The 17556-nt window shown below is 59.7% G+C and carries 14 protein-coding genes; 10 read left to right on the forward strand and 4 right to left on the reverse strand.

The genetic code is table 11. The annotated features are described in order from the left end of the window. The first annotated feature begins 574 nt into the window (after positions 1–574). From AB5Y82_RS18095 to AB5Y82_RS18130, 8 genes are all read left to right on the forward strand, one after another. Positions 575–2113, forward strand: a complete 1539-nt coding sequence (locus tag AB5Y82_RS18095) for an arylsulfatase (protein ID WP_223849303.1) — start codon at positions 575–577, stop codon at positions 2111–2113. Positions 2114–2256: 143 nt separating this feature from the next. Beyond that, the gene (locus AB5Y82_RS18100; RefSeq protein ID WP_368174339.1) at positions 2257–3234 is read left to right on the forward strand and encodes an AAA family ATPase; all 978 of its coding nucleotides are present in this window, start codon (positions 2257–2259) and stop codon (positions 3232–3234) included. Positions 3235–3242: 8 nt separating this feature from the next. Then, the gene (locus AB5Y82_RS18105; protein ID WP_111899968.1) at positions 3243–4226 is read left to right on the forward strand and encodes a DUF58 domain-containing protein; all 984 of its coding nucleotides are present in this window, start codon (positions 3243–3245) and stop codon (positions 4224–4226) included. Continuing rightward, positions 4226–4747: a DUF4381 family protein gene (locus AB5Y82_RS18110; RefSeq protein ID WP_042082087.1), complete on the forward strand. Its 522-nt coding sequence runs from the start codon at positions 4226–4228 to the stop codon at positions 4745–4747. The genes AB5Y82_RS18105 and AB5Y82_RS18110 overlap by 1 nt, the downstream gene beginning before the upstream one ends. Continuing rightward, complete coding sequence (locus AB5Y82_RS18115; protein ID WP_111899969.1) at positions 4740–5783, forward strand: VWA domain-containing protein; 1044 nt, start codon at positions 4740–4742, stop codon at positions 5781–5783. Before AB5Y82_RS18110 ends, AB5Y82_RS18115 begins: the two co-directional genes overlap by 8 nt. Continuing rightward, positions 5780–7510: a VWA domain-containing protein gene (locus tag AB5Y82_RS18120; RefSeq protein WP_368174340.1), complete on the forward strand. Its 1731-nt coding sequence runs from the start codon at positions 5780–5782 to the stop codon at positions 7508–7510. Before AB5Y82_RS18115 ends, AB5Y82_RS18120 begins: the two co-directional genes overlap by 4 nt. Positions 7511–7535: 25 nt before the next feature. Continuing rightward, positions 7536–8873, forward strand: coding sequence for a BatD family protein (locus AB5Y82_RS18125; protein WP_368174341.1), 1338 nt, complete (start codon positions 7536–7538; stop codon positions 8871–8873). 185 nt (positions 8874–9058) lie between these two features. Continuing rightward, positions 9059–9994, forward strand: a complete 936-nt coding sequence (locus AB5Y82_RS18130) for a LysR family transcriptional regulator (RefSeq protein ID WP_111899971.1) — start codon at positions 9059–9061, stop codon at positions 9992–9994. Here AB5Y82_RS18130 and AB5Y82_RS18135 read toward each other — a convergent pair. The 3 genes from AB5Y82_RS18135 to AB5Y82_RS18145 are packed head-to-tail and all read right to left on the reverse strand — an operon-like array spanning position 9991 to position 13258. Next, positions 9991–10791: an SUMF1/EgtB/PvdO family nonheme iron enzyme gene (locus tag AB5Y82_RS18135; RefSeq protein ID WP_159143688.1), complete on the reverse strand. Its 801-nt coding sequence runs from the start codon at positions 10789–10791 to the stop codon at positions 9991–9993. The two genes, AB5Y82_RS18130 and AB5Y82_RS18135, sit on opposite strands and share 4 nt — an antisense overlap. 34 nt (positions 10792–10825) lie before the next feature. Beyond that, positions 10826–11941, reverse strand: coding sequence for a tetratricopeptide repeat protein (locus AB5Y82_RS18140; RefSeq protein ID WP_111899973.1), 1116 nt, complete (start codon positions 11939–11941; stop codon positions 10826–10828). A 3-nt stretch (positions 11942–11944) separates the two neighbouring features. Continuing rightward, on the reverse strand, positions 11945–13258 hold the full coding sequence (locus tag AB5Y82_RS18145) for an anaerobic sulfatase maturase (RefSeq protein WP_111899974.1): 1314 nt from the start codon (positions 13256–13258) through the stop codon (positions 11945–11947). 340 nt (positions 13259–13598) lie between these two features. Here AB5Y82_RS18145 and sbcB point away from each other — a divergent pair, with 340 nt between their 5' ends. Beyond that, the gene (gene sbcB / locus AB5Y82_RS18150; protein WP_110303101.1) at positions 13599–15026 is read left to right on the forward strand and encodes an exodeoxyribonuclease I; all 1428 of its coding nucleotides are present in this window, start codon (positions 13599–13601) and stop codon (positions 15024–15026) included. Between the two features lie 155 nt (positions 15027–15181). Next, positions 15182–15682: a hypothetical protein gene (locus tag AB5Y82_RS18155; RefSeq protein ID WP_100654814.1), complete on the forward strand. Its 501-nt coding sequence runs from the start codon at positions 15182–15184 to the stop codon at positions 15680–15682. Between the two features lie 65 nt (positions 15683–15747). On the opposite strand, the gene AB5Y82_RS18160 is transcribed toward AB5Y82_RS18155, so the two are convergent. Then, positions 15748–17457, reverse strand: coding sequence for a glycoside hydrolase family 36 protein (locus AB5Y82_RS18160; protein ID WP_111899975.1), 1710 nt, complete (start codon positions 17455–17457; stop codon positions 15748–15750). Positions 17458–17556: the final 99 nt, after the last annotated feature.

A 17556-nucleotide genomic window follows, 5' to 3' on the forward strand; every position in this document is an offset into this window, starting at 1 on the left:
ATACCCCAACTTTACTTAATTATGACTTAATCAGAATTAAAGAGTGCTCGGTTTGCCAGTAAGAATTTTGAATAAAGGCACACCACAACGCCCATAACTGCCACCACCCCCAGATTAATTAACCGAACTGTGAACTCCATCACCCATTTATTCACCTTGTCGCCATCGATAACGTTAGACACCTCCGCCTTCTGGATACAGCTTCCCATGCTCGCTCGCAGCTCACCCGATAGCTTGCGACCGAAGGGTCGGCGAAAAAATAACGGATAACCAGCGGTTATATTCGCTATAAGGCGACAAGGATAAACGGGATTTATAGATTGAAACTGTTGAAAGCTGATTTCCAAGCTGCGGTTAACTCGGGCTATTCAGGTCATATCACTCTTTGCAGGTCACAACGACAGCGATAAAGGGGAATGTGCCCATCCGGGTATTCCATCCCCTCCAACAGCCTGCACGGGATGATATTTCCACCGCGTTAAACGCACGCAGCTTTCATCGCCCATTTTGTGTACCAATTCACATCAGATTAGGAGTGGAGCCAATAATGGCCATTCAAATAAACAAAATAGCCATGAGCCTTGCCTTAATGGCCACCGCTGGTAGTGCCACAGCAGCCGCCAAGCCCAATATTCTTGCCATCATGGGCGATGACATCGGCTACTGGAACATCAGTGCCTACAACCAGGGGATGATGGGCTACCAGACCCCGAACCTGGACAGGATCGCCAATGAAGGGGCCCTCTTTACCGATCACTACGGTCAGCAATCCTGCACCGCCGGCCGCGCCGCCTTCATTACCGGTGAAGAGCCATTCCGTACCGGTCTGCTGACCATCGGCATGCCCGGATCCACCCACGGCATTCCGGATTGGGCGCCCACCATCGGTGATCTGCTCAAAGAGCAGGGTTACATGACGGCTCAGTTCGGCAAGAACCATTTGGGCGATCAGAACCAGCATCTACCGACCAAGCACGGTTTCGACGAGTTCTTCGGCAACCTCTATCACCTGAACGCGGAAGAGGAACCGGAAACCTACTACTACCCGAAAGATCCGGAGTTCAAGAAGAAGTTCGGCCCACGCGGCGTCATCAAATCTTCTGCCGACGGCAAGATTGAGGATACCGGCCCCATGACCCGCAAGCGCATGGAGCATGCTGACGAAGAGTTCCTCGAGTCTTCGCTGGCGTTCATGGAAAAAGCAGTCAAGGCCAAGAAGCCCTTCTTCATCTGGCACAACGCCACCCGCATGCACGTCTGGACCCGTCTGCAAGAGAAGTATCAGGGTAAATCCGGCGTCAGCATCTATGCCGATGGCATGCTGGAGCACGATGATCAGGTGGGGATCCTGCTCGACAAACTGGACGAGCTGGGGGTCGCCGACAACACCATCGTGATCTACACCACTGACAACGGCGCCGAGACCGTCAGCTGGCCGGATGGCGGCACCACCCCCTTCTATGGCGAAAAAGGCACCACATGGGAAGGCGGGATGCGGGTTCCGCAACTGGTTCGCTGGCCGGGCGTGATCAAGCCAGGCACCAAGGTCAACGCCATGATGGCTCATCAGGACTGGATGCCGACGCTGCTAGCCGCTGCCGGTGTACCGGATGTGAAAGAGAAGCTGGCCAAGGGCTACAAGGCCAACGGCAAACAGTGGCGGGTGAAACTGGACGGTTACAACTTCATGCCGTACCTCGCCGGAAAAGCCGACACCTCCCCGCGCAACTCCATGCTCTACTTCTCCTCAAACGGCGAACTCAACGCCGTGCGCTGGAATGACTTCAAACTGAACTTTGCCACCATGGAGGGCAACATCACCGACGCGGCGCGTGTGACTCCGAACTGGCCGCAGATCATCAACCTGCGCGCTGATCCGTTCGAGAAGGCACCGCATGAGTCAGGCATGTATCTGCGCTGGATGGCAGACAACATGTGGCTGTTCGTACCTGCACAGGGGATCCTGAAAGAGTTCTTCGACACTCTGCCCAACTACCCGATGCAGCAGAGCTTCCAGATGAACCCTGCCAGCATTAGCTCCCAGAGCCTGATGCTCAAGGGCAAACTGGCAGAGCTGGATGCACTCAAACAAAAAGTCGCCACCATCAAGTAAGGCGGTGACTCCAACGCCCATCACTCTCTGGTGGGCGTTTTCAATTTCCAGCCGGCTCGCCCCGTGCCGGCTGGAAATTGAAAACCCGTTGGCCCCTCCTCGCCCTATCTCTGTCTCGTTAAATGTACCCTGTGGAAAACCCTATGAACTCCTTGCAACAACAGATCTCGCAACTCATCGAACAAGTTGGTCACAGTGTGGTCGGCCAGTCCCATGTGATCCGCGCCCTGGTCATCGGCCTGCTGACCAATAGCCACGTGCTCCTTGAAGGTTTGCCAGGCACCGCCAAGACCCGCTCGGTCAAGGCACTGGCAGAAGCCCTTAATACCAGCTTTGGCCGCATTCAGTTCACCCCCGATCTGCTCCCCTCCGATGTGACCGGCACCGAGATGTATCAGGAGCATGACGGAGCCCACCAGTTGCGTTTCCAGCCAGGCCCCATCTTCAACAGCATCGTACTGGCCGATGAAGTGAACCGCGCCCCCGCCAAGGTACAAGCGGCGCTGCTGGAGGCGATGGCCGAAGGCACCGTCACCGTCGGTGACAAGAGCCATCGCTTGCCCGAGCTCTTTATGGTGCTGGCCACCCAGAACCCCATCGAGCAGGAGGGAACCTACCCGCTGCCAGAAGCCCAGATGGACCGTTTTGCCCTCAAGGTCTCGGTCGCCTACCCCGATGATGAGGCAGAGCTTGCCATCATTCGGCTGATGCGGACCGAAGAGCGCGGTACCCGTGAGCAGAACGAGGGGTTAGCCCCCCTCTCCCCTGAACTCATCTTGCAGGCCAGATCAGAGCTCTCGGCCATGACGGTCTCACCGCTGGTGGAGCACTACATCATTGCGCTGGTCATGGCGACCCGACACCCCGATCGCTACCCGGCCACCGGGCTGCCACAGTGGATTGCGGTCGGCGCCAGTCCCCGCGCATCCATTGCTCTGGACAAGTGCGCCCGCGCCTATGCCTGGCTGCAAGGGCGCAACCACGTGCTGCCCGACGATGTGCGCGCCATGGTGCCCAGCGTGCTTGGCCACCGCTTTACCCTCAGCTATGACGCGCTGGCAGATGGGGTGGATCACCAGCAGGTGGTGATGACTCTGCTCGATCACGTCCTCATCGGGTAAGCGATACCATGACACCTCGCTCCTTATCCCATGACAGGCTGACACAGGGCGGGCAACCGCCCAGTGGCGACAACCGCATCCACTGCGACTACCTGACACTGGTACGCCTTCAGGGGCTGGTCGGCCAGTTTTCACTGCTGCCCCGGCTAAACAGCGGCAACCTGCTATGCGGCCGCCACCCGTCACGCTTTCGCGGCCGTGGACTCAACTTTGAAGAGCTGCGCCACTATCAGCAAGGGGATGATATTCGCACCCTGGACTGGAAAGTGACCCTGCGCACCGGCCGCCCTCATGTGCGCAGTTATAGCGAAGAGAAAGATCGTCACGTGATCCTCTGCATTGATCAGCGCAGCAGCATGTTCTTCTCCTCGGTGGAGGTGATGAAGTCGGTGGTGGCCGCCGAAGTCGCCGCCCTGCTCGGCTGGCAAGTACTCAAAGAGAGCGATCGGGTCGGGCTCGCCATTTTGCACTGCGATGGCGTGGCGTGGCTGCGCGGCCAGCGCTCCCGTGGCCACTGGTTGGCAGGACTGCGCCAGCTCTGTGCCGCCAATCATGCTCTCTCGGCCACCAGCCGCGACAGTGAGGCGACCGGTCTGGCCCCCCTGCTGGCGATGCTGGGCCGCCTCAAGTTGAAAAATACCACCCTGATCTTTCTCAGCGACTGGGCCGGCGTCACCGAGGCCGACCTGACCCGCCTCGGTAACTTGCAGCAGCACAACGATGTACTAGCACTGCACATCGCCGATCCCCTCGAGTCGACCCTGTCGACCACAGCCGCTGGCGCCAGCTGGGTAGTCGGCGATGGCCAGTACCAGCTCAATATTGCTCCCCACCAGATCCCTGTGCTGGATCAGGGGCTAGCCCGCCAGCAGCAACTGAAAAAAGAGCAACTGCTGCGACTGATGGCCTTCAAGGGATTGCCGCTTATTACCCTCGACACCGGTGGCCACCACCTCGCCCGCCTCATTACCGCATTGGGAGGAGATCACTGATGAACCACAAGCTGCCCGGCACCTATATGCTGCGCGAATTGCAGGACGTGACCGTCCCCCCCACCATCAGCTGGCAACCGCAAACCGCAGGCTGGCTGCTGCTGGCGCTGAGCCTGGGGGCGCTGGCGCTGCTCTGGCTCTATCACCGGGCACAGCGCTGGTGGCAACAGCGTTACCGCCGTGAAGCGCAGGCGGCCCTGCGCACGATCAACTGGTCTGATGCCGGGGCCAGTCTGGCACTGTTTCACCTGATCAAGCAGGTGTTGACCCACCTAGATCCCCGGCACGGCAAGCTGTTTGGCATGGCGTTGCTGCAGACTCTCGATAATGCCATGGCTGATAGGCAGCCCCGTTTTGCGACCGAACTGGGGGAGCGCTGGCTGGTATCGCTGGTCTGTGATCAGGTGGTGTTAAGCGTCAGTGATCAGCTCTGCCTCGTTTCCCTCTGCAACGACTGGCTTGCCCACCACCAGACTCCAATACAAACAGCCTCGTTGGCGACGGAGGCCCATCATGCTTGATGCCGGTCTCGAGTTTGCCCACCCCCACTGTTTCTGGCTACTGCCCCTGCCGTTGCTGGTGTTTCGCCTTATTCCGGCCTATCGCACTCGTCAGAGTGCCATCAAGGTGCCCTTCTTCGATCTGCTGATCGATCTGCTGGATGAACCGCCGCGTGAGGGGGCAACACTACTCAACCCCAGCTGGTGGCAACGGATCGCCCTGATCACCGTTTGGCTACTGGCGGTGGTGGCGCTGGCCAAGCCCACCATCTATGGCCCTCCTCAGGTACGCGAGCGGTTCGGGCGGGATGTGATGATAGTGCTGGATCTCTCCGGCTCCATGGCCGAGACCGACTTCTCCCCCGACCCCGGCAAGTCCCTCAGTCGGCTCGACGCCGCCAAAGAGGTGCTTAAACAATTTGCTGCAACGCGTAAAGGAGATCGACTCGGGCTCATCCTGTTTGGGGATGCCGCCTTTCTCCAGGCGCCGTTTACCGCCGATCTCGACACCTGGCAAACCCTGCTGCAGGAGACCGATGTCGCCATGGCAGGCCAGAGTACCCATCTGGGGGATGCCATCGGTCTGGCAATCAAAGTGTTCAACAACAGTGATCGCCACGGGCAACAAGACCAGAACAGCGCCAAGCGGGAGAAAGTCGCCATCATCCTTACCGATGGCAACGACACCGGCAGTTTTGTCAGCCCGCGGGATGCGGCCCGGGTAGCCGCGGTCAACGGCGTGCGGCTGCATACTATCGCCATGGGGGATCCGGCCACCGTCGGCGAACAGGCACTCGATCTCGATACCCTGCAACAGTTGGCGGCCCTGACCGGCGGCCAGTTGTTTCAGGCTCTTGATGAGGCGCAGCTGACGCGCGCCTATCAGGTGATCGGTGAGCTGGAGCCACAACGCTACGAAAGCACCCGCTTTCAGACTCGCGAAAGCCTGCACCATTACCTCATCGCCGTCAGCGTCTGCCTCTATCTCACTCTCTTTTCCCTGTTGACCCTCAGGCGCTACCGCCTGCGCACTGCTCTCTCAGGAGACACGCCATGATGGATCCCCTCTACTGGCAACAGCTCTGGCTGAATGCCCACTTTCTGCGCCCCTGGTGGCTGCTGGCCTTGCTCCCCCTTGTCGCCATCCTGCTGCTACGCTGGCGCATGGATGAAGCAAACCGCTGGCAACAGCGGCTGCCGCCCCATCTGCGCGAGGCGTTGACGCTGGGGGATACCGGCTGGAAAAAGAACCTGCCCCTCAAGGTGCTGGGGCTGCTGATGGGACTCGCCATCCTGATCTGCGCAGGGCCGACCTGGAGCCGTGAACCCTCCCCCTTTGGCGAAGATCAGGGCGCCCTGCTGATCCTGCTCGATAACAGCGACTCCATGCTGGAAACGGATATCGCCCCCAACCGGTTGACGCGGGCCAAGCAGAAGATCAGCGATCTGCTGGCGACCCGCGATGGCGGGCGCAACGGGCTGGTGGCCTTTGCCGGCTCGGCCCACACCGCCATGCCGCTGACCCGTGACAATGCCGTCTATGACCCTATCCTCGCCGCCATCCGTCCCGAGATCATGCCTAAAGCGGGCAAGCGCACCGAACAGGTGATCCCGCTGCTCACCGAGCTTCTGGCCGATGAGACCGGCAGCACCGTTTTGCTGGTGAGTGATGGCATCAGCCCCTCCGCCATTGCCCCCTTGGCTGACTATTTCCGTGGTCAATCCCGTCAGCTGCTGATCCTGGCCGCTGGCGACCCGGCACTGAGTGGCAAACGCCCGCTGGAGCTTGCCTCATTACGGCGACTGGCCAGTGACAGCGATGGCACCCTGCTCACCATGACGGTAGATAATGGCGACGTAGAGCGCATCAACCGGGGGATTGAACGCAACTTTTTGATCCACAACGACTCCCTGATGCCCTGGCAGGACATGGGTTACTACCTGCTCTTTCCGGTCGTCACCCTGCTGCTGCTCTGGTTTCGCAAAGGCTGGCTGGTGCAGTGGGGTCTGGTGGCAGCCATCAGTCTCTCCCTGTTACAGACGACGCCTGCGCAGGCCACCACCTTCTCGCTGGCGCCCGTAGAGCCGACAGAGCCTGCGATCAATCACTGGGCAAAGGAGCTGAAACAGCAGTGGTTCAACCTCTGGCTCACCCCGGATCAGCAGGGGCAGTGGTACTTCCAGCAAGGTGACTATCTGAAGGCGGCTAAACACTATGAAGATCCCTTCTACAAAGGGGTGGCCTACTACTATGGCGCCGAGTTTGCGCTGGCTCAGTCAGCATTCCTGCAAGCCGACTCAGAACAGGCTCTGCTCTATGCCGGCAATGCCCTCGCCAGACAGCGTGAGTATCTGGCCGCCCGCCGGCTGTTCCGACAACTGGCTGACGAGGCCAGCGACCCGAACGTGCGCCAATCAGCCGCCCACAACTATCAGGTGATGAGCCGGATTGTTGACGAGATCAACCGCGCCAGTCAGAGCCAGACCGGCACGCCGGATGGACCTGATCACTCCAGTGAACTGCCCGATGAAGAGCCACGCAGTGCCGACGGAGCGGAAGAGACCGTGGTTTCATCCCTGATGGCGCGCAAAACCCTGAGCGCAGATCAGATCCTGGCCAATCCGGCGCAGGCCGAAAAGTGGCTGCGCCGGGTGGAGTCTGATCCCGGTGACTTCCTGCAAGCCAAATTCCGCCTCCAGCTACACGCACAGCAAACGGGCGCAACCGCCCGTCCTCGTTCTGCCACCCACAAGGAGCCTACCCATGTGCAACCGGCACAATAAACTCCGCCACTGGCTGTGCAGATATATGGTGACTGCTACCCTGCTCGGGGCCGAGCTGCTCACGGTCGAAGCACAGGCTGCCGAGGCTTCTGATGCGACTGACGCCACTCAGGTAACCCTCAAGAGCTGGCTGAAAGATCAGGGGGGGGAGAAGCGCCCCTATGCCGTCAACCAACAGATCACCCTCTATCTGGAGTTGGCCACCAACCGCTGGTTTACCGCGGGTACCCGCATCGGCCAGTTCGAGCTGCCGGGGGTCATGGTCAAGCAGCGCAGCGAGCTGGCGACCAACTTCACCCAGCGCCGCAATGGCGAGACCTGGTCGCACCAGCGCTGGGAGCTGACGCTTTATCCCCAGCAATCCGGCCAGTTCGAGATCCCCGCCATCGCGGTTCGGGCCACCGTGGCGCGCCCTGAAGGGGGCTCCCGGCAGATCACCCTCACCAGCCACCCTCAGCGTTTTGCCGCCGCTCTGCCCGACCCAGCCCTGACGGTCGGCGGGCGTTGGCTGAGCGCCAGCAATCTCACCCTGAGCCAGCGTTGGCAGCGCTCTGCGGATGACCATGCTGACGGCGAGCTGCGGGTGGGGGATGCTATCACCCGAACTGTTACCGCCAACGGACAGGATACCCTCTCGGTGCTGATCCCGCCGCTGATCACTCCGCTTGCAAGCGATGGGCGGGTACAGGCCTATCCGGCGCAAGCCCGACTGAACGATACCCAGGAGCGGGGGAAGTACCTCTCGACACGGGAAGATCAAACTACCTATATCGTGCAGAGCGGTGGTGAGTTGACCATGCCCGCGCTGGAGCTTGCCTGGTGGAACAGCCAGACTGGCCAGTTGCAGACCCTGACCCTCCCTGGGCAGACCCTGCAAGTGCGCCACACTCCCGCCTCCTGGCTGGCGGCCTACTGGCATCAGTTGCTCGGAGTAGCCGGTGGTGTAGCCCTGCTGGTGCTGGCACTTCTGGCTATGGCCCGTTACTACCGTCACCACCCTCGCCCGCTCGGCTGGCAATATGGGGCCGCCATCTGGTGCAGGCAGTGGGGGGCGGTGCGGGTACTGGCCTATCGCTATCTGCGGGCCAAGAGGGGTTGGCTGGAACTTAGCCGTGTCAGTTCCGATCCGGTTTGGCAGCAACAACAGGCTGTATTCCAGCAAGCTCCCCTTGATCGGGCTGATGCGCTCAGGATGGGCTGGCGCCTTCTGGTGCGCCTGCAAAGGCGACGGGGCACCTGTCTTGGCAACATCCGTTCACGGTTGGGCCACATTGTCGGCTGGCAAGCGGCCCTGCCGGAATTGCCCCCCCTGACTGGCAAACCGACCTCAGCGGATCAATCATCCTGCAACGTAAACAGATAAATAAAGTGCGCCATGCAACAACCAGCCCTGCACTGGTTGTCCCACTTTGCCCACTTCATTACACTGCCAAAGTGGGATACATGCTGGCTGCCACGCCACCTGACTGGCGTGGCAGGTTCTCCCTCCGGCTACCCGGCAGTGCCAAGGCAGTGTGATTTTTCCACGAACATGTAACGAGGCCTCTCTTGTTAGACATCAGAAGTACCGAGCTGAACCTGATCCCGATCTTTGTCGCCATCTACGAAGAGCGCAGCCTCTCCCGGGCGGCGACACGCATGGAGATCAGCCAACCCGCCGTCAGCAAGGCCCTCAAGCGACTGCGGGAGATCTACGGCGATCCTCTGTTTAATCGCAAGGTTGTGGGGATGGAGCCCACCTCGTTTGCCATCGACATCTATCCGGCGATGGCGGCCGCGCTGAAAAACTTCAGCTCGACCCTCTCGACCTCGCGCACCTTCAATCCACGCACTTCCCAGCGAGTCTTTTCCATCGCCTGTGTCAGACTGGTCAGCGCCCAACTGGTCCCGGCGCTGCTGTGCAAGATCCGGGCACACGCCCTAGGTATTTCGCTCGAGGTGCATCCCCTCTTTACCGAGGATATGGAGAGTGACCTGCGGATGCAGCGTTATGATCTCATCATCGACATGACCCAGAGCGGGCGCAGCATGCTCAAGAGCGAGGTGCTCTATGGCGAGCAAGTGAAGGTGGTGTGTGCCAGCAACCACCCGCGACTGGGCAGCAACTTGACGGTGGAGGCCTATTTTACCGAGGAGCATGTGGCGTTGGCCCAGTGGCAGGTCAGAGGCAGCATGATCACCGCCGAGCACCTGCCGCAAATGGCCAACCGCAATATCGTGGTACGGGTGCCGACCGCCATGGAGATGCTGCCCATCATTGCGTGCAGCGAGATCATCGGGGTTTTGCCCACCTCCATCATAAATACCTTTGCCGGCATGTATGATGTGCGGGTACTCCCCTTCCCCTTCGAGGAATCAGTATTCAGCCTGTCAGCCATCTGGCACCCCAGCCGGACCACCGAGGCGGGCCACCGCTGGCTGCGCCAGCAGTTGTTCGAAGTGGTCAGCGAGCTGGGTCTGACCACCTCCATCGTTCAGTCCTAACGGGCATCTCGCACCAGTCGCAATCCCATGTCAGCCATCATCACCGACTGGCTGGCGAAATCACGCCGGAAATTTTCAGACAATTCAGCCTCATAGGCGTAGCTGCCGCCTCGCACCGACTTATGGGCAAGGTGGCTCTTGCTCTCCTGGGCATTGTTCGGGTTCTCTTGAGGACTGTGGCGATAGAAGGTCTCTTCATAGGCATCAGCCACAAACTCCCCCACATTGCCGGTCATGTCGTATAGCCCCAGCTCGTTGGGCTTTTTCAGCCCCACCGGATAGGCGCGATTCTTGGCGTTGCCGCTGTACCAGGCCACTTCATCAATCTGATCGGAGCCGCTGTAACGATAGCCTTTACTCAGCTTGCCCCCCTTGGCTGCATACTCCCACTCAGCTTCGGTGGGCAGGCGGTAGTGAGCGCCGGTCAACTCATTGAGCCTTGTCACAAACAGATTGGCCTGTTGCCAGCTGAGGTTGTTGACCGGTACATCCGGCGCTTGGAAATAGCTGATGGAGGGGCCCATCACCGCCTCGAACAGGGCCTGGGTCACCTCGAATTTTGCCATGTAGAAGCTGTTGAGCGAGACCGCATGCTGCGGCCCTTCGCTCGCTTTGGTGCTAGGGTCGTTGGAGCCCATCTCAAAACGGCCCCCTTCCACCAGCACCATGTCCGCTTCAATCTTCTGTCGCAGCGGCTGGAGCGGCTGGTTGCCCTGTTTGACCGAGAGGGTGCAGCCAGCCACCAGCAGGGTGGTCGCCAGCAACGGAATTGCGCATTTGAACGGTATGATCGTCATAACCTGACCTGTGCAGTAAGAGAAGTGGCAGCCATCACTGGCCAGCGGAAACCGGCGGCGTGCTCGTCTTGCTCGCGCGCTTGCTATTGAGCTCGGCCAGCACCTCGGGGGGCGCTATCTTGCCAAGTTCACTCATGCAGGCGTCGCTCTTTGGGTGATCGTGGCGAAGATAGATATCGCACACTGCATAGAGCTGCTCCGGCGCGCCGGAGATCCGGTAGGCCAGCTCGAACGAGCCGATGGCTTTCTCGAGATCCAGCGGCTCTTGCAGCACCCCGTTGAGATACCAGAAATAGCTGTTATTGCCAGCGAGCTCCGCCGCCTGTGCCATGGTGACTGCCGCTTCGCTCTTCTGATCGAGGCGCACCTGGGTCAGCGCCTTGGCGTAATGGAGGTTGGCATTCTGTGGCAGCGCAAGAATCCCCTTGTTGAGCAAGGCCAGTGCCTCGGCATCCCGTTGCTGGGCCCGCAAGTTGTCAGAGAGACCAAGCCAGATCAGGGGATTATCGGGCTGATTGGCCAGCAGTTGTTCGTAGCTTGCCTGCGCCTTGTCCCACTGCCGGGTCCAGCGATAGAGATCTGCCTGCAACAGCTGCTGCGCAGGGTCCTGCTGCCGAGCGAGATACTCGCTCAACTCCGCCAGCGGCTGGCCAATGGCGCTCAGTTGCCCCTCATTCATGGCGCCATAATCGCGAGCCAGATTGAGGGTAGCGGCGCGGCGAACCTCGGCGCTGCTGTCAGCCAGCAGCGGTGAGAGCAGTCGCCAGCGGTGCGCAAACTGATAGGGATCGGCGGCAATCACCGCCGCTTCGCGCACCAATGCGTGCTCATCACGCAGGCTTCTGGCCACCGCCACCAGACTGTTCTGGTTCGGGTAAGCCGCCAGCTGGCGCAGGGCATCGGCCCGATCCACCACTGGCAGAGAGATATCCTGCGCACTGTAGGCCCACTGCTGGATCTGGGCGGCTGAGGGCACACTGGCCGCCACGGATGCGGTGGGTGCCTTATTCGCTGATGTGGTGACCGGCGGCTCAGGGCTGGCTACCGCCAGCGCTGCGCCAGACAAGGTCATACCAAGGGCCAGCCACAAGGAGCCCATGGTGCCGGAGCGGGCGTGACGGAACTCGTGGCGACTCAACATGCTCTGCATCGCTTATTTCCTCTGACCATGTGTCATGACGCCGTTATTCATCCCCGCATCACGATACTTGCCATGGGCCACCGGATAAGCGGCACGGCGCAGGATATAGGCCATCGACTGATCGATATGGCTGAAAAACTTGTACCAACCGGCACAGAGGTAATTCAGACCTGCCTCCCCTTCGTGGGTACGAATAAAGCGGTTCTTCGGGCACTCCCCATAGCAGGCAAACTGGTAGTCACACTGTTGGCACTGGCGGGTCAGGCTGCGCGATTTGGCAAAGCCGAACGCTTGCTGGTCGGGCGAATACGCCAGCTCACTGAGTGGCTGATGGTGGATATTGCCGATCTTGTACTTGGGATAGACATAGTGATCACAGGCAAACACATCGCCGTTGGGCTCCATCGCCAGCCCCTTGCCGCAGATCTCCCCCAAGGTACAGAGGGGGTTCTTGCGTCCCATCCAGGTCTCGACACTCGCCTCGAAATATTGTACGAAGACCCGTCCCAGATCCCGCTGCACCCACTCATCGAAAATGGTGATGAGAAAATCCCCCCACCCCTCGGCCGAAACGCACCAGGGCTCGACCACCGAATTTTTGTGCCAGGGATTGAGGCGTTTGTCCCCCTGCTTGAGTTGCTCCTGCGGTTGCCAGGTCTGGGGCGCGGTGGTGCGAAAACTCTTCTGCTCGACGATGGGGATAAACTGCATCTGGGGCGACTTCACCTCATCACGCAGGAAGCGATAAACCTCCAGCGCATTCTTGCTGGTGAGGTTGTTGACGCAAGTCAGGGTGGCAAATTTCACCTTGTATTTATGCAGCAACGCCACCGCCGCCATTACCTGATTGAAGGTACCGCGCCCGGCTCGGTTGACCCGATAGGCGTTGTGGAGCAGCTCGGGACCATCAATGCTCAGACCGATGAGAAAGTTGTTGGCGGCCAGAAATTCACACCACTCATCGTTGAGCAGGATGCCGTTGGTCTGCAGGTCGTTGGCAATCACCCCCCCTTGCGGCTGGTATTTGCGCTGCAACTCGACCACTTTGCGAAAATAGTCGAGCCCGAGCAACGTCGGCTCTCCCCCCTGCCAGGAGAAGATGATCTCGGGGGTGTTCTGCCCCTCGATATATTGACGGATATAGGTCTCAAGGGTCTGCTCGTCCATCTGGGGCGAACACCCCTTCTTGTATTCCAGCAGATCCTGCTTGCTGAGGTAGTAGCAGTAGGTGCAGTCGATGTTACACACGGCCCCGATAGGTTTGGCCATCACATGCATCCGCTTGGATGCCTTGCCGTTGAACTGTGGACCCTGAGTAATCACCATAACTGCACCACCTGCAAAATTGCTGTTTTGAGGCCTGCAGTCTAAAGGCTCCCGCTGTCACACGCTGGTTATACCCCTTATAACCAGCGGATATGGGACCAGGCTAACATTCTGATGTCATAAAAAATCATCGCATCCTACGAGATAAATTGGTCGTATAGTCCCGGTGAGCAAGTCAGAAGTGCCTAAGATGTCGGGAGCAACCGCCCAATAAACCGCCACCTGCACGGCTCGCCCTTCGTTCTGCCTGCGCTATGGTTTACCATGCACACAATTGTGGTGCCTGGCACCGCCCACCCAGGCGCTAGCCGCCGTCATCGGATACCTCATCTCGAGCAACATGAGCAAAACAGCACACGCGGGCAACGAGCCAACATTCTACTTTCACGACTACGAAACCTTCGGCATCAGCCCCGCCAAGGACAGGCCATCGCAGTTTGCCGGTATTCGTACCGATGCGGATTTCAACATCATTGGCGAGCCGCTGGTCATTTATTGCAAACCGCCAGCGGACTACCTGCCGGATCCGGAGGCGTGCCTGATTACCGGTATCACGCCGCAAAAGGCGATGAAGGATGGGCTGTGCGAGGCGGATTTCATTCGCCAGATCCACGAGCAGTTCGCCACGCCGAATACCTGTGTGCTTGGCTACAACAGCATCCGCTTCGATGATGAAGTGACCCGCTACACCCTCTATCGCAACTTCTATGACCCCTATGCCTACAGCTGGCAGAACGGCAACTCCCGATGGGATATTCTCGACATGCTGCGGGCCTGCTATGCCCTGCGCCCGGAGGGGATCGAGTGGGCGTTTGACGATGAGGGCAAGCCGAGTTTCCGGCTGGAGAAGCTGACGGTCGCCAACGGCGTCGCCCACGCCAATGCTCACGATGCACTCTCGGACGTGCTGGCCACCATCGAGATGGCCAAGCTGGTGAAAAAAGCCCAACCCAAGCTGTTTGGTTATCTCTTTGATCTGCGTAACAAAAACAAGGTGAAGGCGCTGATTGACGTGGTGACCATGAAGCCGCTGGTGCACGTCTCCGGCATGTTCTCCCCCTGGCAGGGTTGTGCAAGCTGGGTCTCGCCACTTGCCTGGCACCCCACCAACCAGAACGCGGTGATCATGGTGGATCTGACCCGTGACCCCACCCCGCTCATTGAACTCTCCAGCGAGGAGATCCGCGAGCGCCTCTATACCAAAAAAGAGGAGCTGGGGGATCTGGCGGGCATTCCGGTGAAGCTGGTGCACATCAACAAGTGCCCGGTACTGGCGCCGGCCGCCACCCTGACCGCGGAGCGCGCCGACGAGCTCGGCATCGATCGGGAGCAGTGCCGCAAGAGCCTGGATCTGCTGCGCGCCCATCCCGAGGTGCGGGAAAAACTGGTGGAAGTGTTCAATCAGGAGTTCGCCGGCAGCAATGAGAGCGACCCCGATACCCAGCTTTACGCCGGATTCTTTGGCCATGGCGACAAGTCCACCATGGATCTGGTGCGTGCCACCCCCGCGGATCTGCTGGGTGAGCGGGAGTTCGCCTTTACCGACTCCCGGCTGCCGGAGATGCTGTTCCGCTACCGCGCCCGCAACTGGCCGCACACCTTGAGCGAAGCGGAGCAGAAACGCTGGCGCCTGCACTGCAGCGACTACTTCAGCCGCCGTCTGCCGGACTATGTGCCCCGTCTCGAGGCGCTGGCCGAGCAGAACCAGAGTAACGAACGGAACTTTGCGATTCTTAAGAGTCTCTACCACTATCTGGAAGATTTATGAGTTGTGAGTAGTTTCACAATAAATCCTTCCCGCCCATCCCCTTCTTCAGGTCATAATGACGAAGGGGATTTCCCCAAAAACCAATATCTTGCAACATCCTGAACGGATGTCTCCCAAGCAAGAGATCTCTTTGGCCGAACGGAAGCCATTTGCTGATGCCTCGTCACCACGCACTGCTCGGATTACTGGCCCTGCTGCCGCTGGCAGCCAACGCCGCATACCGGTTCGATGTGCCGGATTATCTTGCTCGCCTGCCCGAGCAGACCTATCGCATCGTAGAACAGAACTTCAATACCCTTTATCAGCAGACTGATTTCACTCCCCTGATCACCAACAGCTACTTCAACGGTTCCCATCTCTACAAGTTTGTCGGGATACCGCTGGCCATCAGCGCCCAGTCAGGTTTCCAGCTGGAGGTGTTTGGTCAGGTCTATAACCGCGCTTCGCAAGCCTATATGCACCTGAGCGAGGACATGTCCCTTTATCGGGTGATGCGGGTCGATCTGATGGGGAACCCCAATGATCAACTAGCCATCGGTTTTGGTCTGGGGGTGCCCATCACCCCGTTGCTGACCCTCAAGGCGATCGCCTCCGGCAGTGATATCCCGGGCTATGGCTCCGCCAAATACGCCGTCGGTTTTGAGTGGCGTTACTGATAGCCGCTGGTTGAAACAATTCAGGCTCCGTGATGGAGCCTGAATTGTATGTGGTGAGGCTGTGATCAGGTGTAGCGGATCACCCGCCCCTCGCCCCCTTGCAGGGTCACGGTTGTGCCGACTGCCTGCCCCTGCCAAAAATCGGTTCCCCCCTCCGGCAGCAGAAACTCCTGTGGTTGCCCCTCCCAATTGAGCAGGCAGAGCAGAGTACCGCCCTCGGGCAGGCTTACTTCGCCGCAGGCAAAGTCCATCGACTCGAAACGGGCAGAGGGTGCCCGAGCGGCGCAGAGCGCCAGCAACTTGCGCAGTTGCGCAGCCTGCTCCTCATCGAGATCTTGCAGCCGATCACCGGCCAGCATCATGCCACCGCTCGCCACCAGTGCAGCCAGATGGAAACTGTATTCAGCTTTACTTGCCTGCTGGCTCGGCAGATCCCGCAGGCAAATGCAGTCGGGGTCGAGGGCCCAGAGCTTGTCATTTTGCCAGGCGCGGCAGAAGGCTTCACGGGCAATCTGGCGATAGCGGTGGCCGTTGCGCTCCACGTCATCGCTCACCCGCATGCCATGCACCAGCCCAAGGCTTGGCCAGATAGGGGCGTTGCAACCGAGCAGGAAAGCCCCTTCACCAGCACCACGCAGAATAGCCGCCATACCGCGCCGATAAGCTTCAACCCGGGTGGCTGCCGGATCGTGGAAACGGCCACCGTGGATTGCGCCCCAGAAGTTGGCATCGAGCTTGAAGTAGTGGATGCCCCACTGCCCGCGCAGGGTGCGGAACACCTGCTCAAGGTGCGCCTGCACCTCGGGGTGGGTGCCGTCCAGCACATACCAGGGGGTGCAGCGCCAGCCGCCATAGGTGACACGCTCGGAGGGGAGCGGCAGGCCGTCATCCCCCTTCACAAACCAGTCGGGGTGATCCTGAAACACCTGTGAACCGGGCTCTGCAATAAAGGGAGCGACCCAGAGAGCGGGCTCGCAGCCAGCCTGTTTGATCTCCGCAGCCAATGACGCCACGCCCTGCTCGAACTTGGCCGAAGGAGTGAGCCAGTCGCCCATCTTGGCCTGATAGCCGTCGTCGATCTGCACATAGCGCAGGGCCGGGAAGCGCTCGGCACGCACCTGCAGGTTCTCGCGAATATCGGCAGCGCTCACCTCGGCGTAGTAGTGATACCAGGAGCACCAGCCGCTCGGGCGCTCACTTACCTTGCCGATCAGCGAGCCGTGCTCGACCTCGATCAGTTGTGCCAGCTCGGCCAGCAGATCCTCGCGCTCCGCCCCTTCGAGGCAGATCAGCGCCTCGCTCTGCCAGTGCTCACCGGCGGCAAGTTTTCGCCCTTCGCAGTTCATCAGGATCTGCAAGCGACCATCGGGATAGAGGCGAAACTCCCCGCCAAAACGGTGGCAGCTGGCAAAGGCGAGCAGCAGCCACCCCTTGCCATGCTCCACCAGCAACAGGTTGTGAATGGTGTGGTAGCCATTGTCATCGGTGATGCGATAGACGCTGGCATCGGGGCAACGGCCGACATGTTGTGGTGATTGCCAACTGCCCATAGTCTGGGCCAGCATCTGGAATCCTTCGCCATAGATGGCGCTCTCCACCGGCAGGCCAAGCTTGCCGTCAAACAGCACCCAGCGGTCAACTGATGTGGCATCAGAACCGGTGTTGTCGAGTCGCACCCGGCACAGGGGCCCTTCCCACTGACGGGTTTGCAGCAGATGGGGTGGCAACGCAGTATCGTTCGCCAGCTGGCGAACTCGGGACAAGAGGGATGTCATCACTACTCCTTGTAGTTCGAAAAGGGTTCTATCAGGCACTTTTCAAAAAATGCCAATCAAATCAGCTTCAAACGAACTGATTTCAGTTGTTATTGTTTT

Origin of the sequence: Aeromonas sp. s13, from assembly GCF_040907905.1 — a bacterium.
In the GTDB taxonomy this organism is placed as follows: Bacteria; Pseudomonadota; Gammaproteobacteria; order Enterobacterales; family Aeromonadaceae; genus Aeromonas; species Aeromonas veronii.